Origin of the sequence: Arthrobacter sp. AG367, assembly GCF_007828995.1 — a bacterium.
Taxonomy (GTDB): domain Bacteria; phylum Actinomycetota; class Actinomycetes; order Actinomycetales; family Micrococcaceae; genus Arthrobacter.
In genome coordinates this window covers 123,868-147,966 of sequence record NZ_VIVE01000009.1, presented here as the reverse complement: position 1 = coordinate 147,966, position 24,099 = coordinate 123,868, and the positions used below count along the sequence as shown (strand labels likewise).

18 protein-coding genes, 1 tRNA gene and 1 rRNA gene are annotated in these 24,099 nt (G+C 65.9%); 11 read left to right on the top strand and 9 right to left on the bottom strand.

The genetic code is table 11. From position 1 onward, the window contains the following. A 5S ribosomal RNA gene (gene rrf / locus FB478_RS18840) occupies window positions 1-88 on the top strand; the annotation flags it as partial. A gap of 131 nt (window positions 89-219) precedes the next feature. Next, window positions 220-747, top strand: coding sequence for a hypothetical protein (locus FB478_RS18835; protein WP_144601307.1), 528 nt, complete (start codon window positions 220-222; stop codon window positions 745-747). Here the strand turns inward: FB478_RS18835 and FB478_RS18830 are convergent. Together FB478_RS18830 and FB478_RS18825 are read right to left on the bottom strand one after the other, a co-directional pair. After that, entirely contained in the window at window positions 744-1,829 is a 1,086-nt protein-coding gene (locus FB478_RS18830; RefSeq protein WP_144601306.1) for a LacI family DNA-binding transcriptional regulator, read from the bottom strand. The genes FB478_RS18835 and FB478_RS18830 overlap by 4 nt on opposite strands. Window positions 1,830-1,831: 2 nt before the next feature. Then, window positions 1,832-3,565, bottom strand: coding sequence for a glycoside hydrolase family 13 protein (locus FB478_RS18825; protein WP_144601305.1), 1,734 nt, complete (start codon window positions 3,563-3,565; stop codon window positions 1,832-1,834). Window positions 3,566-3,742: 177 nt separating this feature from the next. Between FB478_RS18825 and FB478_RS18820 the strand changes: the two genes are divergently transcribed. Further along, complete coding sequence (locus FB478_RS18820; protein ID WP_144601304.1) at window positions 3,743-5,113, top strand: FAD-binding oxidoreductase; 1,371 nt, start codon at window positions 3,743-3,745, stop codon at window positions 5,111-5,113. Between the two features lie 3 nt (window positions 5,114-5,116). Here FB478_RS18820 and FB478_RS18815 read toward each other — a convergent pair whose 3' ends face one another. The 4 genes from FB478_RS18815 to otsA all read right to left on the bottom strand — a co-directional run bounded on the left by FB478_RS18815 (window position 5,117) and on the right by otsA (window position 10,290). After that, entirely contained in the window at window positions 5,117-6,535 is a 1,419-nt protein-coding gene (locus FB478_RS18815) for a DUF4032 domain-containing protein (protein ID WP_018772049.1), read from the bottom strand. 128 nt (window positions 6,536-6,663) lie between these two features. Next, window positions 6,664-7,746, bottom strand: coding sequence for an ABC transporter ATP-binding protein (locus FB478_RS18810; protein WP_018772048.1), 1,083 nt, complete (start codon window positions 7,744-7,746; stop codon window positions 6,664-6,666). A 218-nt stretch (window positions 7,747-7,964) separates the two neighbouring features. Further along, window positions 7,965-8,798 (bottom strand): trehalose-phosphatase, encoded by an 834-nt coding sequence (otsB, locus tag FB478_RS18805; protein WP_056391189.1) that lies wholly within the window; start codon window positions 8,796-8,798, stop codon window positions 7,965-7,967. After that, window positions 8,788-10,290: an alpha,alpha-trehalose-phosphate synthase (UDP-forming) gene (gene otsA / locus FB478_RS18800; RefSeq protein ID WP_018772046.1), complete on the bottom strand. Its 1,503-nt coding sequence runs from the start codon at window positions 10,288-10,290 to the stop codon at window positions 8,788-8,790. Before otsA ends, otsB begins: the two co-directional genes overlap by 11 nt. A gap of 178 nt (window positions 10,291-10,468) precedes the next feature. Here otsA and FB478_RS18795 point away from each other — a divergent pair, with 178 nt between their 5' ends. From FB478_RS18795 to FB478_RS18775, 5 genes are all read left to right on the top strand, one after another. Beyond that, window positions 10,469-11,356: a thioredoxin domain-containing protein gene (locus FB478_RS18795; protein WP_018772045.1), complete on the top strand. Its 888-nt coding sequence runs from the start codon at window positions 10,469-10,471 to the stop codon at window positions 11,354-11,356. 149 nt (window positions 11,357-11,505) lie between these two features. After that, window positions 11,506-11,582, top strand: a tRNA-Thr gene (locus FB478_RS18790). 68 nt (window positions 11,583-11,650) lie between these two features. Continuing rightward, window positions 11,651-12,076, top strand: coding sequence for a ChaB family protein (locus FB478_RS18785; RefSeq protein WP_043425668.1), 426 nt, complete (start codon window positions 11,651-11,653; stop codon window positions 12,074-12,076). Window positions 12,077-12,161: 85 nt separating this feature from the next. Then, complete coding sequence (locus FB478_RS18780) at window positions 12,162-14,342, top strand: elongation factor G-like protein EF-G2 (RefSeq protein WP_144601303.1); 2,181 nt, start codon at window positions 12,162-12,164, stop codon at window positions 14,340-14,342. 39 nt (window positions 14,343-14,381) lie between these two features. Then, window positions 14,382-15,635, top strand: coding sequence for an MFS transporter (locus FB478_RS18775; RefSeq protein WP_056391193.1), 1,254 nt, complete (start codon window positions 14,382-14,384; stop codon window positions 15,633-15,635). Between the two features lie 77 nt (window positions 15,636-15,712). Here FB478_RS18775 and mmsB read toward each other — a convergent pair whose 3' ends face one another. The 3 genes from mmsB to chvE all read right to left on the bottom strand — a co-directional run bounded on the left by mmsB (window position 15,713) and on the right by chvE (window position 19,755). Continuing rightward, entirely contained in the window at window positions 15,713-16,987 is a 1,275-nt protein-coding gene (mmsB, locus tag FB478_RS18770; protein WP_018772041.1) for a multiple monosaccharide ABC transporter permease, read from the bottom strand. A gap of 4 nt (window positions 16,988-16,991) precedes the next feature. Beyond that, on the bottom strand, window positions 16,992-18,521 hold the full coding sequence (gene mmsA / locus FB478_RS18765; protein ID WP_026266198.1) for a multiple monosaccharide ABC transporter ATP-binding protein: 1,530 nt from the start codon (window positions 18,519-18,521) through the stop codon (window positions 16,992-16,994). Window positions 18,522-18,627: 106 nt separating this feature from the next. Next, window positions 18,628-19,755: a multiple monosaccharide ABC transporter substrate-binding protein gene (gene chvE / locus FB478_RS18760; protein ID WP_142068633.1), complete on the bottom strand. Its 1,128-nt coding sequence runs from the start codon at window positions 19,753-19,755 to the stop codon at window positions 18,628-18,630. A 266-nt stretch (window positions 19,756-20,021) separates the two neighbouring features. Here chvE and araB point away from each other — a divergent pair, with 266 nt between their 5' ends. From araB to araA, 3 genes are read left to right on the top strand one after another with little or no spacing between them, the layout of a single operon-like run. Next, on the top strand, window positions 20,022-21,776 hold the full coding sequence (gene araB, locus FB478_RS18755; RefSeq protein ID WP_144601302.1) for a ribulokinase: 1,755 nt from the start codon (window positions 20,022-20,024) through the stop codon (window positions 21,774-21,776). Then, window positions 21,773-22,489 carry an L-ribulose-5-phosphate 4-epimerase gene (locus tag FB478_RS18750; RefSeq protein WP_018772037.1) on the top strand — a complete coding sequence of 239 codons (717 nt, stop codon included), beginning with the start codon at window positions 21,773-21,775 and terminating at the stop codon, window positions 22,487-22,489. Before araB ends, FB478_RS18750 begins: the two co-directional genes overlap by 4 nt. A 56-nt stretch (window positions 22,490-22,545) precedes the next feature. Next, a complete protein-coding gene (gene araA / locus FB478_RS18745; protein ID WP_144601301.1) occupies window positions 22,546-24,066 on the top strand; it encodes an L-arabinose isomerase in 1,521 nt (506 codons plus the stop codon). The last annotated feature ends 33 nt before the right edge of the window (window positions 24,067-24,099 follow it).

The following is a 24,099-nucleotide window of genomic DNA, read 5'->3' as shown; positions in this document are numbered from 1 at the left end:
CGGTCCCATTCCGAACCCGGAAGCTAAGACCCACAGCGCCGATGGTACTGCACCCGGGAGGGTGTGGGAGAGTAGGTCACCGCCGGACACACATTAAGCAGGGCCCTGACAACGAATGTCAGGGCCCTGCTGCTTTAACCGAACAGCACAAAGAGGATGCCCTGCCTACGGGCGGACTCTACCCCCGGGCACCGCTGCCCGGGGGTAGAGTAGTCCCTCATGAGCAGCATCTTCAGCCACCCGCAGGACCCTTTCGAAGAAGCCGGACAGCGGGCAATTGAGCCGCTGGAACCGGTGGTCAACACCGTAGTCGTGCCCGGTCCCGTGGCCCGGGCTTTTGTTGGTTTCACGGAGCACACCCACCTCTGGTGGCCCCTTGAGCAGCACGGTGTCTATGGTGCCGGCTCCTACGTGGAGTTTGAAGAGAACCTCATCCTCGAAACAGCCGATGACGGCCGCACCAGTATCTGGGGAACCCTTGATGACTGGCAGCCGCCCCTGTCCTTCCATGCCTCCTGGCATCCCGGGACTACGGCGCTGTGGTCCACCGAGCTCCTGGTGGCGTTCCGCGCCCTCGGCGGCGGAACTGAAGTCCGGGTCTTCCATGAAGGGTGGGAAGGCGCCGAGGATCCTGCCGCCGCGCGTCAGGAGTACGCGGTGGCGTGGCCCCGGATCCTGGACAGGTATGCGCGGTTCATGGGCGCCGGGGACGCCGTAGAGGACAGCTCGACTGGAGGCGTGGCCTAGCCCCGCCCCGCGGCCTTGTCCGGCGGCACGGCGGTGCTGTTCCGGATCACAAACTCCGTAGGGTATTCCTGGTCCCGCGCTCCATCCGCCGCCAGCCCGCCGTCGGAACCTCCGCCGTCGGAACCTGCGCCCTCGGAACTTCCACCGGCATTGTCCAGCAGGGCCAAAGCAGTGGCAGCCGCGAGCCTTCCCTGTCCGCGTGGATCCTGGCTGATGGTGGTCAGCCCAAAGGTCTCTGCAAGTTCGTGCCCGTCAATCCCCACGACGGAAAGGTCCTGTGGGACCTGAAGGCCGAAGTCCCGGGCGGCGAGCATGATGCCCACGGCCATCTCGTCGGACGCGGCGAAGACTGCGGTGGGGCGGTCAGCGGAGGTGCCCAGGAGCCGGCGGCCCGCCGCGTACGCGCCCTGGATGGTGAAGCCGGCCGTGGCCTGCCACTCTTGCCGCACCGTCAGCCCGGCTGCTGCCATCGCCGCAGCAAAGCCCTTCTGGCGCAGCTGCGGAAGGTTGAAGTCGCGGTTCAAGGCCGCATCCCCGGTAACATGCGCGATCCGGGTATGGCCCAGCCCGATCAGGTGCCGGGTGGCCATCATGGCCAGGCCCTCGTCGTCGATTCTTATGGTCGAGGCGCCCCGCAGCGCCCCGCCGATGCCCACAATCGGACGGTGCACGGCGAGCAGCTGGCCGATCTCTTCCTCGCTGAGTACCAGCGCCACCGCAATGACGGCGTCCAGGCGTTTCCGCAGCAGGAAGTCGTTCAAAATGCTGCTGCGGTGCTCCGGCTGCTCTCCCACGTTGTACAGCGTCAGGTCGTAGCCGGCGTCCAGGAGGGCTTCCGAAACGCCCTCCAGGACCGAAGAGAAATACCAGCGCTGGACGTTGGGCACCACCAGGCCGATGTTGTGGTTCCGCCCGGAGGCGAGGCTGGAGGCGTGGTAAGAGGGGACGAACCCGAGTTCCCGTGCCGCCTCCTGCGCAAGGCGGCGGCTCCTGGAGGAGACGTTGGACTTGCCGCTCAGCGCCCTGGAGACGGTGGCCACGGACAGGCCGGCCCGGCTGGCAACTTCTTTGATGCCCGCCATGGTCAGCCTGCTGCTGTGATGCGGATCCAGGCGGTTTCGCCCGAAGCCAGCAGTCCTTCCGTGCCGGACCTCGTACTGCGGATAAGGACGCGGCCCGCAGGTATCTCCAGCGGCTCGTGATTCAGGTTCATAACCACCAGCGTAGTGCCGTTGAGGTAGCCCAGCGATGACCCGGTGCACCAGTCCTCGGCCCAGGACAGGGATCCCCGGCCCAGGTCCAGGTCGCGGCGGCGTGCCAGGGCGTCGCGGTAGAGGGACAGGTGCGACGACGGCGATTCCGCCTGCAGGTCCCTCGCCAACCCGCCAAAGGAAGCGGGAATGGGCAGCCATGGATCATTTCCCGAACCGAAGCCCAGGTGTTGTTCTCCGGCACGCCAGGGCAGCGGCACCCGGCAGCCGTCACGGCCAAGCCGCTGCCCGCCGGTCCGGGCGAACGTGGGGTCCTGGCGCAGGTGGCCGGGGATGTCGATGCCGTCCGGCAGCCCCAGCTCCTCGCCCTGGTAGAGGTAGGCGGCACCGGGCAGTCCCAGCATGAACAGCGAGGCAGCAGCTGCGCGCTGCCGGCCGAGTTCCTCATCCGGCTGGGGATCGGCCGCCCCGATGCCGTCGCCGTCCCGTGGGCCATGGCCGTTGTAGCCAAACCGGCTGGCATGGCGGACCACATCGTGGTTGGACAGCACCCATGTGCTCGGGGCGCCGACGCCGTCAAGGACGGTCAGGGAATCGGTGATGACCGAGCGCAGCCGGTAGACGTCCAGGCCCGCATGGAGGTAGGGGAAATTGAACGCCTGGTGCATCTCGTCGGGCCTGACCCAGTGGGCCAGCCGGTGAAGGTCCACGCTTGCCTCGGCGCAGAGGATCCGGTCCGGGCCGTACTCGTCCAGGATCAGCCGCCAGTTGCGGTAGATGTCGTGGACGCCGGGTTGCCCGAACATGGGTGCCTCGTGGCCGGGGTACCCGTCGCTGTTGCCGCCATCGGCCCGGCCGCCCCAGGCGGGCAGGCCCGGGGCCTTGACCAGGGCATGGGCTACGTCCACCCGGAAACCGGACACGCCGCGGTCCAACCAGAAACGCAGCACGCGCTCGAACTCGGCGTGGACGGCGGGGTTGTCCCAGTTGAAGTCCGGCTGGGAGGAGTCAAAGAGGTGCAGGTACCACTGGCCCGGCCGGCCGTCGGCGTCTGATACCCGTGTCCAGGCAGATCCGCCAAAGTGTGACTGCCAGTTGTTCGGTGGCTCCTCTCCGTCAGGCCCGGTGCCGTCACGGAAGATGAACATGTTCCGTTCGGGGCTTCCGGCCGGTGCCGCACGGGCTGCCTGGAACGCCGGATGCTGGTCCGAACAGTGGTTGGGCACCAGGTCCACGATGACCCGCAGGCCCAGGCGGTGGGATTCGGCCATCATGACGTCGAAGTCGGCGAGTGTGCCAAAGATCGGGTCAACGTCGCAGTAGTCGCTGACGTCGTATCCGGCGTCACGCTGGGGGGAACGGTAAAAGGGTGACAGCCAAACAGCGTCGACGCCCAGGTCCGCCAGATGCGGCAGTTCCTCGGTAATTCCCGCGAGGTCTCCCACGCCGTCACCGTTCAGGTCCCGGAATGACCGGGGGTAGACCTGATAGATCACGGCAGAGCGCCACCAGCCGGGAGCGGTATCGGCAGCGTGGATGAGCGTCAGGGGGCCAGTGGCAGCTGAGGTGTCCTGGGTCACAGTATCGACAGACATGAAAGCAAGCATAGCGGCGGACGGGCGATAAATGAAAACGCTTCCATACATGTTTCGCCTAATTTCGCACGAACTTTCAAGGCTCTCCAGTCCAACAACTGGAAGCGATTGCACGCCGGCAAATCCAAAAGACCGGAGCGTCGCACGCCCTAGACTGGGTAGACATGTCCGACGACGGGTGGAGGCTTTGTGGGATGCATCGTTGACGAGCTGGATGCCATCCTGGCGCCAGGGCAGCTGGATGTCAGCGAGGTCTCGCTCCGGCGGTACGCCATCGACCAGGCCCCCGTCATCGATTTCCAGCTTCCCCTGGCGGTGGTGTTCGCCGAATCAGTGGCCGACGTGCAGGCGGTGGTGAAAACCTGCGCCGGCAGCGGAGTGGCCATTGTCCCCCGGGGTGCGGGTACAGGCGTTTCCGGTGGTGCCCATGCCACCAGGAACTGCATCATCCTTTCGCTGGAGCGGATGAACCGGATCCTCGCCCTGAACCCAGACGATGAGACAGCCATGGTGGAGCCCGGCGTGGTGAACGCGGTCCTCAACGAAGCCGCAGCAGCGCACGGCCTCATGTATGCCCCCGATCCGGCCAGTTTCCGAAGCTCCACCATCGGCGGGAACGTGGCCACCAATGCCGGCGGCCTGCGCTGCGCCAAGTACGGGGTCACCAGGGATTCGGTCCTGGCACTGGATGTGGTCCTGGCCGACGGGTCCCTCATCCACACAGGCCACCAAACCTTCAAAGGCGTGGCGGGCTATGACCTGACGGGCCTCTTCGTGGGATCCGAAGGAACCCTGGGCGTCGTCGTCGGAATCACCGTGCGCCTGAAGTACCTGCCACGGGAAGTCCACACCGTGGCCGCCTTCTACCCGGACTTCAGGATGGCTGCCGCAGGGGTCCTGGCCGTAGGCAAGGCACGCGTCCAGCCGGCCATCATGGAACTGCTCGACGGCGGTACCCTGGCCCAGCTCGACGACATCCACGGCTCCGACCTCACCGCCCGCGGAAAATCACTCCTGCTGGTCCAGGCCGACGGGTTTGGCGCCGCCGCGGAAGCGGAGGTTGTGCGCCAGGTCCTCCGCGCCGGCGGGGCAACGGTGACTACTGAGGCAAGCGCCGAGGCGGAGCGCCTGGTGGAACTCCGCCGGCACAGCAGGGGGACGGAGGTGGACGACGAGTACCGTGTAGGCGAGGACGTGGCCGTTCCCCGCTCCCGGTTGGTGGACTACGTCGCGGAACTCGAAGCCATGGCCGCCAGGCAGCAGGTACACCTCAAGGTGGTGGCCCACGCGGGTGACGGCAACCTGCACCCCACATTCTGGATCGACCGGCAGGGGGCAAGCGTGGACTCCGCAGCCATGCAGCGGCTGCAGGCGGCACTGGACGAGTCCATCACCGCGGCGCTGGCGATGGGCGGCACCATCACCGGTGAGCACGGAGTAGGGCAGTACAAGCTCCGGTGGCTGGGACAGGAGCAGCCGGAACCGGTGCGGGAGCTCCAGCGCAGGATCAAGGACCTGTTCGATCCCGCGGGGATCCTCAACCCCGGTAAGGCGATCTAGGACTCAGTCGTCCGAATCCGGGTATTCGTCCACCGATTCGTCTTCGCCGTAACGGGATTCCTCGGTCTCCACCTCAAGGATTTTCAGCAGCTCGGTATCAGGGTTCAGCATGATCGCGGCCTCGTCCCGGCGGTGCCGGAGGATCGAGTCGATGTAGGACTGGACAGCTTCCGCCAGCGGAATGTGGCGCTCCTGCTTCTCGGACATGTACCACCGGTGCTCCAGGACCTCGTGGACCACCTCGGCGTGCTCCAGTTTGCCGGACAGGTCCCGGGGAATGGCGCGCACGATCGGTTCGAAGATCTGGCTGACCCACAGGTGGGCGCTGTATTCCTCATCCATGTCCGGGTTGTTGTCCGCCCGGAAGGAGTCCATGTCATTGAGGAGGCGGCGGGCCTGGTTCTCCTGGGCGTCCAGGCCGGTAAGCCGCAGCAGCCGCCGCTGGTGGTGCCCCGCGTCCACCACCTTGGGCTGGAGCTGGATGGTGGAGCCGTTCTGGGTGGTCTTTATGGCGTATTCCTCGACGTCGAAGCCGAGTTCGTTCAGGCGCCGGATGCGGGCGCTCACCCGCCAGCGTTCGCCCAGCTCAAAGGATTCCTTCTCCGTCAGCTCGGCCCACAGCCGCCGGTAGCTGTCCATGATCAGCTCACTGGTGGCCACGGGGTCCACCTTTTCCTCGATGAGACCGCCATCCAGGAGGTCCATCAGCTCGCCGGCGATGTTCACCCTGGCGATCTCAAGGTCGTATTCGCGCTGGCCGGTGGAGAGGTCGGGGTAGAGCTCACCGGTTTCGGCGTCCACCAGGTAGGCGGCAAACGCGCCGGCGTCGCGGCGGAACAGGGTGTTGGACAGCGAGACGTCGCCCCAGTAGAACCCGATCAGGTGCAGCCGCACCATGAGCAGCGCCTGGGCGTCGATGAGGCGGGTCAGGGTGTCCTTGCGCAGCATCTGCGAAAACAGTGCGCGGTACGGCATGGAGAATTTCAGGTGCCGGGTCACCAGGACGGGGTTCAGCGGGCGTCCGTCAGGGGTGGTGCGGCCGGTGATCACGGCCACGGGCTCCACGCAGGGGACGTCCAGCCGGGCCAGCTTGCGCAGCATGTGGTACTCGTGCCGGGCCACATGCTCGGAGGTTTCCTTGATGGCAATCACCGAGCCGCCAAGGTGGGCGAAGCGCACGATGTGCCGGGAGATGCCCCGGGGGAGTGCGGCCAGGTACTGCGCCGGCCACTCCTCGAGGGCGATGTGCCAGGGCAGGTCCAGCAGCTCCGGATCCGCCGCTGCGGCGGTGATGCTCAGCGAGGAGGCTACCGAAGCGGCCTTGTTCTCGTCGGCGCTGGCGGCCACGAACCGCGGGAGCTTACCCACCTGGGCATAGTCTGTGGGTTCGTCATGCCACTGGGCGCTGTGTTCCTCGGTCATGGGCTCAATTCTTCCGTACTCAGGGCAGGGACGGTAAATCCTGTGCGGCCATGGTTAAAGGCCGACGGCGGCCCGCACCGTTGCGAAAGGGTGCGGACCGCCGTCAGTTACGCGCGTGGGTGGGGAGTTTAGTCGCCCAGGCGCAGGCCGGTCTTCGTGTCGAAGAGGTGCACGTGGCCGGACTGCGGACGGACGTAGATGACTTCGCCCTTCATCGGGGGGCGGCGGCCGTCGACACGGGCCACGATGTCGTGGTCCTTGCCGTCCAGCGTGGTGTGGCCGTAGACGTAGGCGTCGGCGCCGAGCTCTTCAACGACATCCACCTCAACCTTCAGGCCTTCGCCGTGCGGAGCGGTTTCCAGGTCCTCGGGACGGCTGCCCAGCGTAACCGTGGAGCCGTGTGCCTCTTCGAGGACGTCGCGCGGCACGGGGTAGACGGTGCCGCCGAACTGGACGCCGCCGTCGACGACGGGAAGTTCCAGCAGGTTCATGGCGGGGGAGCCGATGAAGCCGGCAACGAACACGTTCTTGGGGCGGTCGTAGAGGTTGCGGGGGGTGTCCACCTGCTGCAGCAGGCCGTCCTTCAGCACGGCGACGCGGTCGCCCATGGTCATGGCCTCGACCTGGTCGTGCGTGACGTAGACGGTGGTGACGCCCAGGCGGCGGGTCAGGGATGCGATCTGGGTGCGGGTCTGGACACGGAGCTTGGCGTCCAGGTTGGACAGCGGCTCATCCATGAGGAAGACCTGGGGGTTACGGACGATTGCGCGGCCCATGGCAACACGCTGGCGCTGGCCGCCGGAGAGTGCCTTCGGCTTGCGGTCCAGGTACTGCTCAAGGTCAAGGAGCTTTGCGGCTTCGCGGACGCGCTCGGCGCGCTCTTCCTTGGAGACGCCGGCGATCTTCAGGGCGAAGCCCATGTTGTCGGCCACAGTCATGTGTGGGTACAACGCGTAGTTCTGGAAAACCATCGCGATGTCGCGGTCCTTCGGCGGAACATCGGTGACGTCACGGTCACCGATCAGGATGCGGCCTGCGTTGACGTCCTCCAGGCCTGCGAGCATGCGCAGGGAGGTGGACTTGCCGCAGCCGGAGGGTCCAACGAGGACCAGGAATTCGCCATCGGCGATGTCGATGTTGAGCTTATCGACGGCGGGCTTATCTGTGCCCGGGTACAGACGCGTAGCGTTATCAAAAGTAACTGTAGCCACAGTTATCAATCCCTTCACCGGCAGGTACGTGCCGGACGATCCGTTGTGAATGGTTCATGTTTATTCAGTTGTGTTCCCACAAAATGCTCCGCGGCTTTGCGCGGAGCACCACGTGACGCCGCACGGTTGTTGTGCGCCACATCACACCCAAGAGTATGCCAGAAGTTGCTTCTTTTACCGCAAATGTTACGGATGTCACATGTGCTTCCGGCCACGGGCTATCCGGAAGCGGCCTGGGGGTCTTCCTCGGCGACGGCGATGCTCCGCTCCTGGAGCAGGGCTTCCAGCAGCTCCGCGATATGGACAGGCGCCTCCACCCGGTATTGGGCCTGGGTGAAATCGAGGCCAACCTTGACCCCTACGTCGCCTGGTTCAAGCCGGCCGAAAGCGTCCTCGTCCGTCACGTCATCACCGGCGAACAGCACGGCAGTGGCCCCGGTGGCCTGCCGCAGGAAGCTGACGCCTTCGCCCTTGGAGGCATTGACCACGGAGGTCTCCAGGACGCGCTTGCCCTCCTTGAGGAAGACGCCCTTTCGCTCCTGGAGCACCGACCGGGCTGCTGACACCGCGTCCTCGGCCACGTCATCCGCAGCCAGTCGGGTGTGCAGGACGACGCCGGCGGGCTTGTATTCCAGGGACGTGCCAGGCGCCTCCGCGACGATAGCCGCCAACTCGGCGCGCACCTCTTCAAGGAGGGTCTTCTGGCCGTCGTCCAGCGTCAGTTCCGTGGAGCCCGGCCCAAGCCAGGCTTCGGCCCCATGGCTGCCAATCAGCAGGGTGTCCACGGGCGGAGACGCCACCTCCCGCAGGCTGGCGAGGGCGCGCCCGGAGATGAGTGCCGTCGTCGTGCGTGGAAGCACGGCGAGCCCCGCGAGCGCCGCGGCTGAGCGTGGAAGCGGCCGCGCATCCTGGGCACGGCCCACGATCGGGGCCATGGTCCCGTCAAAGTCCATGGCCACCAGCAGGTGCCCGGTCCCGGCGATCCGGTGCAGCGCTTCCCGCAGTTCTGGGGTGAGTGCCAGCGCTGCCTTGGTGTGGCCGTCAGGAGTCATCGCGGACCACCTTCTCGTTCAGTGCGTTCAGGAAGTCGGCGGACCAGTGGTCCACGTCGTGTTCGAGGATTTGCTTCCGCATGGCCCGCATCCTGCGGCCGGACTCCCGCGGCTGCATCTCCACGGCACGCATGATGGCGCTCTTGAGGCCGTCGATGTCGTGCGGGTTCATCAGCAGTGCCTGCTTGAGCTGGTCGGCTGCGCCGGCGAACTCACTGAGGACCAGCGCGCCGTCGTTGTTGGTGCGCGCCGTGACGTATTCCTTGGCGACCAGGTTCATGCCGTCCCGAAGGGCCGTGACCAGCATGACGTCGGCGGCAAGGTACAGCGCCACCATCTCCTCCACGGGGTAGCTGTGGTGCAGGTAGCGGACGGCGGTGTTCTCGATGGTGTCGTAGGTGCCGTTGATGTGGCCCACCGTGCCCTCCACCTCCTCACGCAGGAGCCGGTACTGCTCGACGCGCTCGCGGCTGGGGCTGGCCACCTGGATCAGGGTGGCGTCTCCAACCGAGAGCTTGCCGTCTGCCAGGAGCTCCTCGAAGGCTTTAAGCCGGTGCCTGATGCCCTTGGTGTAATCCAGTCGGTCGACGCCGAGCAGGATGGTCTTCGGGTTCCCCAGATCCTGGCGGATCTGGCGGGCGCGCTCAATGATGTCCGGCCTGGCGGCTAGCTCGCTGATGTGCTTGACGTCGATGGAGATGGGGAAGGCCTGTGCCCGGGCAATGTGTGTGACCTGCCCGTCCTGGCCCTTTACGTGGACCTGCTGCTGCTTAACGCTGGCACCGAGGAAACGGCGAGCGGAGCGCATGAAGTTTCCGGCATCGCTGGGCCGCTGGAAACCCACCAGGTCTGCGCCGAGGAGTCCGTCGATGATGGCCTGGCGCCACGGCAGCTGGGCAAAGATCTCCGGCGGAGGAAACGGGATGTGGTTAAAGAACCCGATGCGCAGGTCCGGCCGCGCCTCGCGCAGCATGCGGGGCACCAGTTGGAGCTGGTAATCCTGCACCCACACGGTGGCGCCTTGGTCCGCATGCTGTACGACGGCGTCGGCGAACCTGCGGTTGACCCTTCGGTAAGCGTCCCACCAGGTGCGGTGGAACTCCGGCGGGGCAATGACGTCATGGTAGAGCGGCCAGAGGGTGGCGTTGGAAAACCCCTCGTAGTACAGCTCCACGTCGTCGTTGCTGAGCTGGACCGGGACGAGGTCCATGCCGCCGTGGCTGAAGGGTTTGACAGTCTCGTCCGGCGCACCGTGCCATCCGACCCAGGCGCCGTCTGTCTTGGTCATCATGGGGGCCAGGGCGGTCACCAGTCCCCCGGGGGAGCGGCGCCAGCCAGACTCGTCATCACCGGCATCCCCTGCCGCGACCCGGTCAACAGGCAGCCTGTTGGAGACCACCATGAAGTCGTACTTCGTATGGCCGGCATGGCTGGGACCGGAGCTGCCGGCCGTTGCTTTGCCGGCGGGTTTTTCCTGGACGGGTGTTTGCATTGCTGCCCCCTGGGGTTGCTTGTGCCTCTTAGCCACCCTAGCCGGACGGAATCATCGGGGCTATTCGTCCGTTGGTCAAGCCGGTGGAATGGTTGAAACCGCAAGCGCTCAGCTTTCTCCCCTAAAATGTTGGAGTGCCACGAAGTGGTCCCCCTACGTCGACCGACCCAAGGAACTCATGAGCCCCGCAAACGAAGTACGTAAGTCCAAGGCTGAGCGAACCGCGGAGGCGCGGGAAAAGGCGCGCCTGATCAGGGAAGAGCAGCTGAAGAAGGACAAGCGCAACAAGCTGCTGATCGGCTGGGGCATCGTGGCGGCAGTGGTGGCCATCCTGGTGGTGGTGGCGCTGGTGGTGACGAACAGCCTCAAGCAGAACGCCCCCATAGCGGACCAGGGCCCCACGCCTGCCAACGCCAACGTGCATGGCGGCGTCACTTTGCTGGCCAATACGGATGTGGCCAAGTCGGAACCGGCCACGGTTGACGCCGCCTCCCTGGGGGACGCGCCGAAGACGGCGCCCGCCGAGGTAGTGGCTCCCGGCGCCGAAGCGGAGGCGGGCAAGCCGGTCAAGGTGGTCCTCTACATCGACTTCATCTGCCCCATCTGCAAGAACTTCGAGACCCAGTACAACGACCAGCTCACGTCGCTGCGCAACGAAGGCAAGATCACCGTTGAGTACCGGGCCCTCGGATTCCTGGACAGCCGGTCCACCACCAACTACTCATCCCGGGCCGCCAACGCAGCAGCGTGCGTGGTCAACGAATCCCCGGAGAAGTACTCCGATTTCGTCAACGCATTGTTCGCCAAGCAGCCGGCGGAAGGCAGCGCAGGCCTTTCCGACAGTGATTTGAAGAAGATGGCGTCCGACATGGGCGTCAACATCGGTTCCTGCGTCGATGACAAGACCTACCGCCCGTTCGTGAAGTTCACCACGAAGGAGGCCGCGGCCATCGGCGTCACCGGTACGCCCACCGTGTTCGTGGACGGCAAGCAGTGGGGCAAGGGCGACAGCGCGCAGACGCCGTTCCCGGACTTCCTGCAGGCAGCCATCGCCGCCAAGGGCTAAGGATTCCCAGTCAGGGCAGGGGCCCGCTCCGGACCGTTTCCGGGGCGGGCCCCTGGCGCATTCACCGCCAGTAGTCCGGCGTTTTTACGCCCGGCGGGAGTTGGGCTAACCTTATCTAGCGCCTTCACGGTGCACGCCCGCAGGGGCGCGCCTCCTTAGCTCAGTTGGCCAGAGCACCGCTCTTGTAAAGCGGGGGTCGTCGGTTCGAATCCGACAGGGGGCTCCATTCAACCTCCGGGTTTAAGCTGGATCCATCCACATAATCAGCGTGCTGACTAAAGGAGGATGGGTGCCATGCCCAAGACCGGCAAGAACGATCATGCCCGCAAGGAAGAACTTCCTTCCACCCTGCAGCGTTCTGAGCAAAAGGCGCAGGACACATTCGCCAAGACCTATGATTCCGCCCTTGAGTCGTACGACCAGGATGAGCAGCGGGCGGCCCGGGCAGCATACGCATCCCTGAAGCACAGCTACGAGAAAGTGGGCGACCACTGGGAGCCCAAGGAAAAAAGGGGCCCGTCGGACAAGCGCGCAGAACAGGGCATCAGCTCCTCCGAACCCACCGCGGGCGGAGTCAACGCCAATGCGTCCAAGGACCACCTCTACAAACTGGCCAGGGAACTGGACGTCAAAGGCCGCTCGAAGATGGACAAGGGTGAATTGGTCAAGGCCATCCAGAAGGCCAACGACGCCGCCACCCGCAAAGCCCGCAGCAAATAGCCTGTGCTCTTGCCGTCCTGCCGTCCAAGGTGTCGAATCAGAGGGACACGTCAGGTCGGGTCGGCGATGATGCCAGGAGGTTCCAATGTCGGTGAAGAGCACCAAGGAGTCAGCGCGGGCGGGAGGCGGCAGGAACGGGCCTGAGTCAAAGCGCGCCGACCAAGCCACCGGCATCGCGGCCCAGGACCCGGCGCGGATCCGGAACGTGGCCCTGGTGGGTCACTCGGGCGCCGGGAAAACAATGCTGATCGAGGCGCTGCTGGCAGCCAACGGCATGATCACGCGCAAAGGCTCCATCGCCGACGGATCCACGGTCAGCGACTCGGACCCCGCCGCGGTTCACCAGCAGCGCTCCGTCACCCTGTCCCTGGTGCCCCTGATGGTGGACGAGACAAAAGTGAACCTCCTGGATACACCGGGCTACCCCGACTTCATTGGTGAGCTGCGGGCGGGGCTGCGCGCCTCCGATGCTGCCCTCTTCATAGTGTCGGCCGTGGACGGAATCGACGCCACCACCACCGCCCTGTGGGGCGAGTGCGCGCACATGCTGCTGCCACGCGCCGTCGTGATCACCCGGCTGGACCACCCGCGGGCAGATTACGACGGCGCCCTGGCCGCCTGCCGCAAAGCGTTCGGCGAGGGCGTGCTGCCGCTGTGTGTCCCATTGCCCTCAGCAGAGGAGGCCGCCGGGCCGCTGTCCCTGCTGGGCCTGCTGTCCCGGGAGGTAACGGACTACTCCTCCGGCGAGGCAACCCCTGAAGTCCGGGCCGCCACGCCGGATGAACTCGCGGCTGCCGGGCCTGCCCGGGGCGCACTCATCGAGGGCATCATCGCCGAAAGCGAAGACGAAACGCTGATGGACCGCTACCTGGAAGGCGAGGACATCGACACCGGAGTGCTCGCAGCAGACCTGGAAACCGCCGTCGCACGTGGCTCGTTCTTTCCCGTGCTGCCCACGTCCGCCGTCACCGGGCTGGGGACCGCCGAACTGCTGGACCTGCTGGTCCGCGCCTTTCCGCCGCCAGGGGAGCGCAGCCTGCCGGACACCACCGACCTCGCGGGGGAACCGGCCGGAAGCCTGTCCTGCGATCCGTCCGGCCCCCTCGCCGCCGAGGTGGTGCGCACCTCCAACGATCCCTTCCTGGGCCGCATCTGCCTGGTGCGGGTGTTCAGCGGCACACTCCGGGAAGACTCGCCGGTCCACGTGGGCGGCCACGGCCTGGCCGACCGGGGTCACCAGGACCATGACACCGATGAACGGGTGACCCATATCTACTCACCGCTGGGTGCCACCCTTCGCCCCGTCCCCTTTTGCGTGGCGGGGGACATGTGTGCCCTGGCGAAGCTGGGCAGCGCTGAAACCGGCGACACCATTTCCGCCCGGGAAAGCCCGCTGCTGCTCGCCACGTGGGAAATGCCTGAGCCGCTGCTGCCGGTTGCCGTGGAAGCCGATTCCCGCAGCGACGAGGACGCGCTGGCCCGCAGCCTGGGCCGGATAGCGGCGGGTGACCCCACCTTGCGGGTGGACCGGAACGCCGAAACGCATCAGCTGGTGCTCTGGTGCATGGGCGAAGCGCACGCGGAGGTGGTCCTGGACAGGCTGCGCGAACAGGGAGTGAAACTGCACACCGTGGACGTGGTGACGCCGCTGCGGGAAACCTTTGCCACCGCCGCCTCCGGCCACGGCCGCCATGTCAAGCAGTCCGGCGGACACGGCCAGTACGCCGTGTGCGACATCGAGGTGGAACCGCTGGAGCGCGGCGCGGGGTTCGAGTTCGTGGACAAGACGGTGGGCGGCGTGATCCCGGGAACGTTCATCCCGTCCATTGAGAAGGGCGTCCGGGCCCAAATGGACAAGGGCGTCGCCGCGGGCTTTCCCGTAGTTGACCTGCGGGTTACCCTGGTGGGCGGCAAGGCCCACAGCGTGGATTCGTCGGATGCGGCGTTCCAGGCGGCCGGGGCGCTGGCGCTCCGGGAGGCCGCGGCAGCAGGAAGGATCCAGCTGCTGGAGCCGGTGTCATCCGTCTCCATCACGGTCGCCGATGAACATGTGGGCACAGTGATGAGTGATTTGTCCGGCCGGCGGGGACGCCTCACCGGCACCACCTCTTCCGGTGAGGGCCTCACGGAGATCAGCGCCGAAGTCCCGGACCAGGAACTCCTGCGGTATGCGGTGGAACTGCGGGCGCTGACCGCCGGCACCGGGCGCTTCCGCCGCCAGTACCTGCGCCATGACCCCGTACCCCCCAATTACAGCCCATCCTGAGCCCGCCATGGCAGGAACAGATACAGGGAACGGCCGCCGGTGAACGCCGCAGCACGAAAGATCCAGACCGTATACCTGACGCTGACGTTGGGCAATACCCTTGCGGCGTCGTTCATTTGGGGCATCAATACGCTGTTCCTGCTCGACGCCGGGCTGACCAACCTGGAGGCCTTCGCTGCAAACGCCTTCTTCACTGCCGGGATGGTGCTTTTCGAAGTGCCCACCGGGGTAGTCGCGGACAGCTGGGGGCGCCGGACCTCCTTCCTGCTGGGCACCGTAACCCTGGCAGGATCCACCTACCTCTATTACCTGCTGTGGCAGTTGTCCGCACCGTTCTGGTGGTGGGCCGGGGTGTCGGCGCTGCTGGGGCTTGGCTTCACCTTCTTTTCGGGGGCAGTGGAAGCCTGGCTGGTGGACGCCCTGCACTTCTCCGGTTACGACGGCGGCCTGGAAGCGGTCCTGGGCCGCGGCCAGATGGTTTCCGGGATCGCCATGCTGGCAGGGTCAGTGGCCGGCGGCGTCATCGCGCAGGCAACGAACCTGGGCGTGCCGTTCCTGCTGCGCGTCGCGGTGCTGGTGGCAATGTTCGCGGTGGCCTTCCTGCTCATGCACGACGTCGGCTTCACCCCGGAGCGTTCGGCCCACCCGGTGCAGGCCACGCGGGCTGTCCTGCGCGCCTCGCTGGACGGCGGCCTGCGGAACCCGCCGGTGAGGTACATGATGCTGGCTGCGCCGTTCACCGAGGGCGTGGGATTCTATGTCTTCTATGCCCTCCAGCCTTACCTGCTGCAGCTCTTCGGAGATCCCAGGGCCTACGCCATCGCAGGCCTGGCAGCGGCCATTGTTGCCGGCGCGGACATCCTGGGCGGCTGGCTGGCTCCGCTGGTCCGGAAACTGGTCCGCCGGCGCACCACCGTCCTGATCATTTCAACCATCACCAGCTCGGTGGTCCTGGTGGTGCTCCTGGCCACCAGCATCTTCTGGCTGGCACTGGTGCTCCTGGCACTCTGGGCCGTGGTGGCCTCCGCCGGAACCCCCGTGCGCCAGGCCTACCTGAACGACATGATCGGCTCGAAACAGCGGGCAACCGTCCTGAGCTTCGCCTCGCTCATGGGGTCCAGTGGGGGAGTGGTGGTGCAGCCGGCGCTCGGCAGGGCCGCAGACCTCTACGGCTACCCGGCATCGCTCGCATTGGGCGGCGCGGTGCAGCTGCTGGCGGCACCCTTCATCCTCCTCAGCCGCCGCCGGCGCTCGCCGGCAGATGTTGCTACCGGGCTCGCGGCAGCGCCCTGAGCCGCAAAGACCCGGGCCCCGGACGTGATGTCCAAGGCCCGGGTCTGCATGGAGCAGCGCCGCGGCCGCGGTAGCCGCTACTTGACGCCTACGGTTTCGCTGGCCGCCGGCGTCGGCTTTTCCTCGGCGGGCGGGGGCGTGGTCTTCAGCTTGAACCGCTTGCCGAGGTCACCACCGCCGCCGCTGCGGTTCTTGTTGAAGATGTCGAAGCCGACGGCGACAAGGAGTACCAGGCCCTTGATGAGCTGCTGGTAATCGGTGCCCAGGCCCAGGATGGACATGCCGTTGTTGAGCACGCCCATGATCAGGCCGCCGATCATGGCTCCCGCGACTGTTCCGATGCCACCGGTAACGGCGGCGCCGCCGATGAAGGCCGCGGCGATGGAGTCCAGTTCGAAGCCTGTTCCACCGGCGGGCTGTGCCGAGTTGAGCCGCGCGGTGAAGACCAGGCCTGCCAGTGCGGCGAGCACGCCCATGTTCACGAAGAGCCGGAACGTGACGGCCTTGGTCTTGATGCCTGACAGTTCAGCTGCATGGAGGTTGCCGCCGATGGCGTACGTGTGCCGCCCGAAGACACTGTTGCTCATCAGGGCGGTGTAGGCGATCACCAGGACGGCCAGGACCACCAGGACGATCGGGGTGCCGCGGTAGGAGGCCAGCAGGAAGGTGATGATGAGCATGAGCAGCGCCGTGAAGGCGGTTTTGATGACGAACCAGACCAGGGGTTCGCTTTCGAGATCGAACTTCCTGCGGATCCTGCGCTCTTTGAGGGCCTGGATCAGCAGTGCCACCGTAGCGCCGACACCCAGGATGACGGTGAGCCATTCCAGGACGGAGGTGCCGCCGGAGATGTCCGGAAGGAAACCGCCGCCCAGGGCCCGCAGTTCGGCGGGGAAGGGGGTGATCTGCTGGTTCTTGAGGGTGATGAGCGTGAGTCCGCGGAAGATCAGCATGCCCGCCAGCGTGACGATGAAGGCCGGGATCCCCACATAGGCGATCCAGTAGCCCTGCCAGGCGCCCACAAGGGCACCCACCACCAGGCAGGCAGGGATTGCGGCCCACCACGGCCAGCCCCAGTGCACGATCATGACGCCGGCCACCGCACCGATGAACCCGGCAACGGATCCGACGGAAAGATCAATGTGCCCGGCGATGATCACCATCACCATGCCGATGGCCAGGATGAGGATGTAGCTGTTCTGGACCACCAGGTTGGTGACGTTCTGCGGTTCCAGCAGGATCCCGCCGGTCAGCCCCTGGAACAGCAGGACGATCAGGATCAGGGCAACGAAGATGCCAACCTGGCGGAGGCGGCTGGTGAGGAATCCGAGCGATTCTCGTAAGGCGGACATTTCGCTATTCCTTCTCTTTGGTCATGTAGTGCATCAGGGTTTCCTGGGTGGCCTCGGCGATGGGGACTTCGCCGGTGATGTGGCCGGCGGCGAGGGTGTAGATGCGGTCGCAGATGCCCAGGAGTTCGGGAAGTTCCGAGGAAATGACGATCACGGCTTTTCCTTCGGCCGCCAGTTTGGCGATGATCGTGTAGATCTCGAATTTTGCCCCGACGTCGATCCCGCGGGTGGGTTCATCGAGGATGAGCACGTCCGGGTCGGAGAACATCCATTTGCTGAGCACCACCTTCTGCTGGTTGCCGCCGGAGAGCTTGCCGGTGATGGCGGCCACCGAGGGCGCTTTGATGTTCATGCTCTTCCGGTAGCCGTTGGCCACCACGGTCTCCTGGTTCTTGTCCACGAAGCCGCGTTTGGCGAGCTTGCGCAGCGCTGCCAGGGAGATGTTGCGCTTGATGTCCTCGATGAGGTTCAGGCCGTAGTGCTTGCGGTCCTCGGTGGCGTAGGCGATGCCGTGGCGGATGGCGTCGGAGACGGTGGAGGTGTTGATTTCCTCGCCGTACTTATAGACCTTGCCGGACATTGCGGTGCCGTAGGTTCGGCCGAAGACGCTCATGGCGAGTTCGGTGCGCCCGGCGCCCATCAGCCCGGCAAGTCCCACCACCTCGCCCTTCCTGACATGCAGGTTGGCGTTGCGGACCACCATGCGGCTGTGGTCCTGGGGATGCCGGACGGACCAGTCCTCGATCCGGAGGACTTCCTCGCCGATGTTCGGCTCGCGGTCCGGGTACAGGCTCTCCAGGTCGCGGCCCACCATGCCGCGGATGATGCGTTCCTGGGTGATCTGGCCTTCATCGAGCCGGAGGGTCTCAATGGTTTTGCCGTCCCGGATGATGGTGACGGCGTCGGCCACCTTGCGGATTTCATTGAGTTTGTGGCTGATGATGATGCTGGTGACCCCCTGGCCCTTCAGATGGAGGATCAGGTCCAGCAGGTGGCCGGAATCCTCGTCGTTGAGGGCGGCCGTGGGCTCGTCCAGGATGAGCAGCTTCACTTCCTTGGACAGCGCCTTGGCGATCTCCACGAGTTGCTGCTTGCCCACGCTGATGTGCTGGACGGGGGTGACGGGGTTTTCGTCGAGGCCCACGCGGGCCAGCAGCTTTGCTGCCTCCAGGTTGGTCTTGCGCCAGTCCACCCATCCGTTGGTGGCTTGTTCATTGCCAAGGTAGATGTTCTCCGCGATGGAGAGGTACGGGCTCAGCGCCAGTTCCTGGTGGATGATCACGATGCCCCGCTTCTCGCTGTCCGAGATGCTGGAGAAGTTGCAGGGTTCGTTTTCGAAGAGGATTTCCCCTTCGAAGGTGTTGTGTGGATAGACGCCGGACAACACTTTCATGAGCGTTGATTTGCCGGCGCCGTTTTCGCCGCAGATGGCGTGGACCTCTCCACGGTTCACATCGAGGGTGACGTCCTGCAGCGCTTTCACGCCGGGGAAGGTCTTGGTGATTCCTCGCATTTGAAGAATGGGTGTGTTCATCGTCAATTCCCACTGACTGGTCGAAGCTTGGCCGTCCTGCTGCTGCAGGAGGTTGCGGGCGGGGCTGCGGCCGGATGGAGGTCCGGCCACAGCCCCCGGACGCTGACTACTTGACGTCGGCGTCGGTGTAGTAACCCGAGTCGATCAGTTCCTTCTTGTAGTTGTCCTTGGTGATGATCACGGACTTCAGCAGGAAGGCCGGAACAACCTTGACCTTGTTGTTGTAGGTCTTGGTGTCGTTGGTTTCAGGTTCCTGGCCCTTGAGGACGGCGTCGACCATCTTGACGGCCTGTGCGCCGAGCTGGCGGGTGTCCTTAAAGATGGTGGAGTACTGCTCGCCCGCGACGATGGACTTCACGGAGCCCTTTTCGGCGTCCTGGCCGGTGACCACCGGAAGGCTTCCCTTGGCGTAGCCGCCGGTGCTGGTGAGGGCGGAGATGATGCCGATGGACAGGCCGTCGTACGGGGAAAGGACGCCGTTCAGCTTGGTGCCCGAGCTGTAGGCGGAGGTGATGATGTCCTCCATGCGCTTCTGCGCCACGGGTGCCTGCCAGCGAAGGATGGCGGCCTGCTCAAACTTGGTCTGGCCGCTGGGGACCTTCAGGGTGCCGGCATCCATGTAGGGCTTGAGGGTGTCCATGGCGCCGGTCCAGAAGAAGTTGGCGTTGTTGTCGTCCGGGCTTCCGGCGAAAAGTTCGATGTTGAAGGGGCCCTTGCCGTCCACCTTCTTGCCGCTCGCGTCGACCAGGCCCAGGCCGGTCAGCAGCGAGGTGGCCTGCTGGACGCCCACGGTGTAGTTGTCGAACGTGGTGTAGTAGTCCACGTTCGGAGTGCCGTTGATAAGGCGGTCGTAGGCGATGACCTTGACGTTCTGCTCCTTGGCCTTGGCCAGGACGTCGGTCAGGGTGGTGCCGTCGATGGCAGCGATGATCAGGGCCTTGGCGCCCTTGGTCAGCATGTTTTCGATCTGCGAGACCTGCGTGGGGATGTCGTCGTTGGCGAACTGGAGGTCCGTCTTGTAGCCGAGGTCTTTCAGGGACTTCTCAACATTGGCGCCGTCGGCGATCCACCGTTCAGATGTCTGGGTTGGCATCGAGATGCCAACCAGCGAGTCGCTGGGCTTCGCTGCGCCGCTGGATTCGCTGGTTCCGCCACGGGAGCCGCAACCGGTGGCTCCCACGGTCAGGGCGAGGACAAGGGCCACCGCGCCCATGAGTTTTTTGATTCTCACCATAATCTCCTTCCGCGGCAGCATTGCCGCGAAGTGTTGTTGGGCCGGGAAGCAACGGTGCTCCCGGTCCTGGCCACATGGTTGATGTGTCGGTTCAATATAGACTGATTTGTGAACGCTAACAAGAGCCTTCTCCCGGAAACTCCGAAATCTTTCGATGTCATTGACTTCTTCTTTGTTAGCGTTCACACTTGCTGCAGCACTTAGCTCGACCCTGACCCTACAAAACCGGTAATGAGGCCGCTTGCCTCCCGGATGGAGGCAACCCCATGCCAGATGCGCTGTTTACTTCCAGCTCCGACCCCCGCCACGACCACTGCGTGGTCGGCGTGGACTTCGGGACCCTGTCCGGCCGCGCCGTGGTGGTGCGGGTCCGCGACGGCAAGGAGCTCGGGAGCGCCGTCCATGAATATCCCCATGCGGTGGTGACCGGCTCCCTGCCCGGTGACGTGGCGGGCGACGACGGCACGCGGCTTCCCGGCGAATGGGCGCTTCAGGTGCCCAACGACTACCGGGACGTCCTGCGCACCGCCGTCCCTGCCGCGGTGGCTGACGCGGGGATCGACCCGGCCGCCGTCGTCGGCATTGCCACCGACTTCACCGCCTGCACCATGGTGCCCGTGAAGGCCGATGGCACGCCACTGAACGAATTGCCGGGCTATGCCAACCGCCCGCATGCCTACGTGAAGCTCTGGCGCCACCACGCCGCCCAGGGGCAGGCCGACCGGATCAACCGGCTGGCCGCCGAACGCGGCGAAGACTGGCTTCCCCGCTACGGCGGACTGATCTCGTCCGAGTGGGAATTCGCCAAAGGCCTGCAGCTGCTGGAAGAGGACCCGGAGGCCTACGCCGAAATGGACCACTGGGTGGAGGCGGCCGACTGGATCGTCTGGCAGCTGTGCGGCCGCTACGTCCGCAACGCCTGCACCGCCGGCTACAAGGGCATCTACCAGGACGGGCGGTACCCCTCGGAGGATTTCCTGGCCGCCCTGAATCCGGACTTCAAGGACTTTGTCAGTTCCAAGCTGGAGCACACGATCGGGCGGCTGGGGGACGCCGCAGGGACCCTGACGGCGGAGGCTGCAGCCTGGACCGGGCTGCCGGAGGGCATCGCCGTGGCCGTGGGAAACGTTGACGCCCACGTCACTGCCCCTGCTGCCAAGGCCGTGGAATCCGGCCAGCTGGTGGCTATCATGGGCACCTCCACCTGCCATGTGATGAACGGCAGCGAACTGCGTGAAGTGCCGGGAATGTGCGGGGCAGTGGACGGCGGCATCGTGCCCGGCCTGTGGGGTTACGAGGCCGGTCAGTCCGGTGTGGGGGACATCTTCGGCTGGTTCACCAGGTACGGCGTCCCGCCCGAATACCATGAGGCTGCCGGGGACGCGGGGCTGGGAATCCACGAGTACCTCACCGGACTGGCGTCGCGGCAGGCCATCGGGGAGCACGGCCTGATCGCGCTCGACTGGCACTCGGGCAACCGCTCGGTGCTGGTGGACCACGAGCTGTCCGGCATCGTGGTGGGCCAGACCCTTGCCACCCGGCCCGAGGACACCTACCGTGCCCTGCTGGAAGCCACGGCCTTCGGAACCCGCACCATCGTGGACGCCTTCCGCGACGCCGGGGTTCCGGTCAGGGAATTCATCGTGGCCGGCGGCCTGCTCAAGAACAGGCTGCTGATGCAGATCTACGCGGACGCCACCGGCCTGCAGCTGTCCACTATCGGCTCGGAGCAGGGCCCGGCCCTGGGATCGGCCATCCACGCCGCCGTGGCCGCGGGTGAATACGCGGACATCCGGGAAGCCGCCGCCGCCATGGGCGCCGAACCCGGGGAGGTCTACACTCCAATCCCGGAAAACGTGGCCGCATACGAGGAACTCTTCCAGGAGTACAAAGCCCTGCACGACTACTTTGGCCGCGGCAGCAACGACGTGATGCACCGGCTTAAGGCCATCCAGCGACGGGCCGCCCGGGCCAGCCTGCCCGGCTCCGCCGCCGAACCTGCCGTGGGGGTCTCCGCATGAGCACCGACACCGGGATCCTGGAAACCATCGCCCGGGTCCGTGAGGAAGTGTGTGCGCTGCATGCCGAGCTGACCCGCTACGAACTGGTGGTGTGGACCGCAGGCAACGTCTCCGCCCGGGTGCCGGGCACCGACCTCATGGTTATCAAGCCCTCCGGGGTCGCCTACCAGGACCTGACCCCGGAACAGATGATCGTGACGGACCTGCACGGCATGCCCGTCAGGGGCACCAATGTTGGTGGCGGCGGGACCGTGGACTGGGGCAACCCGCCGCTGTCGCCGTCGTCGGACACCGCAGCGCACGCCTACGTGTACCGGCACATGCCCGAGGTGGGGGGCGTGGTGCACACCCACTCCACCTACGCCACTGCCTGGGCTGCCCGGGGGGAGGCCATTCCGTGCGTGCTGACCATGATGGGCGATGAGTTCGGCGGCTCCATCCCGGTGGGCCCATTCGCGCTGATCGGGGACGACTCGATCGGCCACGGGATCGTGGAGACGCTGAAGAACTCCAATTCACCGGCGGTCCTGATGCAGAACCACGGCCCCTTCACCATCGGCAAGGACGCCCGCTCCGCCGTGAAGGCCGCCGTGATGTGCGAGGAAGTGGCCCGCACCGTCCACATCTCCCGCCAGCTGGGCGAACCGCTGCCCATCGACCAGGGCTCCATCGACTCCCTCTATGCCCGCTACCAGAACGTCTACGGCCAATAAACAACACAGGCCAGTAATCCACGGCGCCGTCATTACACAACTTCCCAGGAGAATCCATGAGCACCGCAGCAAGCACCTCCCTCGACGGCTACGAGGTCTGGTTCCTCACCGGCAGCCAGCACCTGTACGGGGAGGAGGTCCTCAAACAGGTGGCCGCCCAGTCGCAGGAGATCGCCAACCAGCTCAACGCCAATTCCGCCGTCCCGGTCAAGATCGTCTGGAAGCCGGTCCTCACCGATTCGGATGCCATCCGGCGCACCGCCCTGGAGGCGAACGCCGACGACTCAGTCATCGGCGTGACGGCCTGGATGCACACGTTCAGCCCGGCCAAGATGTGGATCTCCGGCCTGGACCTGCTGCGCAAGCCCCTGCTGCACCTGCACACCCAGGCCAACCGCGACCTGCCCTGGGCGGACATCGACTTCGACTTCATGAACCTGAACCAGGCCGCGCACGGCGACCGCGAGTTCGGGTACATCCAGTCCCGCCTGGGCATCGCCCGGAAGACCGTCGTCGGGCATGTCTCCAACCCCGAGGTGGCACGCCAGGTGGGCTCCTGGCAGCGCGCCGCCGCCGGCTGGGCCGCCGTCCGCACCCTTAAGCTGACACGCTTCGGCGACAACATGCGCAACGTCGCCGTCACCGAAGGCGACAAGACCGAGGCGGAGCTGCGCTTCGGCGTCGCCGTGAACACCTGGTCCGTCAACGAGCTCGCGGACGCCGTGCACGGCGCAGGGGAGTCCGACGTCGACGCGCTGGTGGCCGAGTACGAGGACCTTTACGACGTGGTGCCGGAGCTCCGCGCAGGCGCGGCCAGGCATGAATCGCTGCGGTACGGCGCCCGGATCGAGCTGGGCCTGCGCAGCTTCCTGGAGGGCAACGGCTCCGCCGCGTTCACCACCTCCTTCGAAGACCTGGGGGCCCTCCGCCAACTGCCCGGCCTCGCCGTGCAGCGGCTCATGGCCGCCGGCTACGGGTTCGGCGCCGAAGGCGACTGGAAGACCGCCATCCTGGTGCGCGCCGCGAAGGTGATGGGCGCCGGCCTGCCCGGCGGTGCCTCCCTGATGGAGGACTACACGTACCACCTGGAGCCCGGGTCCGAGAAGATCCTGGGCGCCCACATGCTCGAGGTTTGCCCCTCCCTCACGGCGTCGAAGCCGCGCCTGGAAATCCACCCGCTGGGCATCGGCGGCAAGGAAGACCCGGTCCGCCTGGTGTTCGACGCCGATGCCTCCCCGGGCGTCGTCGTCGCCCTGTCCGACATGCGGGACCGTTTCCGCCTGGTGGCCAACGCCGTCGACGTCGTTCCCCTGGACCAGCCACTGCCCAACCTGCCCGTGGCCCGCGCCCTGTGGGAGCCCAAGCCGGACTTCGCAACCTCCGCAGCAGCCTGGCTCACAGCCGGCGCAGCCCACCACACCGTGCTCTCCACCCAGGTGGGCATGGACGTGTTCGAGGACTTCGCCGAGATCGCCAAAACGGAACTGCTGACTATTGACGACGACACCACCATCCGGCAGTTCAAGAAGGACCTGAACTGGAACGCCGCCTACTACAAGCTGGCAGGCGGGATCTGATCCAATGGCACGGCTGAGCTCCCGGCGCCCGCC

What these genes read in the sequence shown, in the direction of transcription:
- FB478_RS18835 (WP_144601307.1), top strand. Translation starts at nt 220, where the DNA reads ATGAGCAGCATCTTCAGCCACCCGCAGGACCCTTTCGAAGAAGCCGGA.
- FB478_RS18830 (WP_144601306.1), bottom strand. Translation starts at nt 1,829, where the DNA reads ATGGCGGGCATCAAAGAAGTTGCCAGCCGGGCCGGCCTGTCCGTGGCC.
- FB478_RS18825 (WP_144601305.1), bottom strand. Translation starts at nt 3,565, where the DNA reads ATGCTTGCTTTCATGTCTGTCGATACTGTGACCCAGGACACCTCAGCT.
- FB478_RS18815 (WP_018772049.1), bottom strand. Translation starts at nt 6,535, where the DNA reads ATGACCGAGGAACACAGCGCCCAGTGGCATGACGAACCCACAGACTAT.
- otsB (WP_056391189.1), bottom strand. Translation starts at nt 8,798, where the DNA reads ATGACTCCTGACGGCCACACCAAGGCAGCGCTGGCACTCACCCCAGAA.
- otsA (WP_018772046.1), bottom strand. Translation starts at nt 10,290, where the DNA reads ATGCAAACACCCGTCCAGGAAAAACCCGCCGGCAAAGCAACGGCCGGC.
- FB478_RS18795 (WP_018772045.1), top strand. Translation starts at nt 10,469, where the DNA reads ATGAGCCCCGCAAACGAAGTACGTAAGTCCAAGGCTGAGCGAACCGCG.
- FB478_RS18785 (WP_043425668.1), top strand. Translation starts at nt 11,651, where the DNA reads ATGCCCAAGACCGGCAAGAACGATCATGCCCGCAAGGAAGAACTTCCT.
- FB478_RS18780 (WP_144601303.1), top strand. Translation starts at nt 12,162, where the DNA reads ATGTCGGTGAAGAGCACCAAGGAGTCAGCGCGGGCGGGAGGCGGCAGG.
- mmsB (WP_018772041.1), bottom strand. Translation starts at nt 16,987, where the DNA reads ATGTCCGCCTTACGAGAATCGCTCGGATTCCTCACCAGCCGCCTCCGC.
- mmsA (WP_026266198.1), bottom strand. Translation starts at nt 18,521, where the DNA reads ATGAACACACCCATTCTTCAAATGCGAGGAATCACCAAGACCTTCCCC.
- chvE (WP_142068633.1), bottom strand. Translation starts at nt 19,755, where the DNA reads ATGGTGAGAATCAAAAAACTCATGGGCGCGGTGGCCCTTGTCCTCGCC.
- araB (WP_144601302.1), top strand. Translation starts at nt 20,022, where the DNA reads ATGCCAGATGCGCTGTTTACTTCCAGCTCCGACCCCCGCCACGACCAC.
- FB478_RS18750 (WP_018772037.1), top strand. Translation starts at nt 21,773, where the DNA reads ATGAGCACCGACACCGGGATCCTGGAAACCATCGCCCGGGTCCGTGAG.
- araA (WP_144601301.1), top strand. Translation starts at nt 22,546, where the DNA reads ATGAGCACCGCAGCAAGCACCTCCCTCGACGGCTACGAGGTCTGGTTC.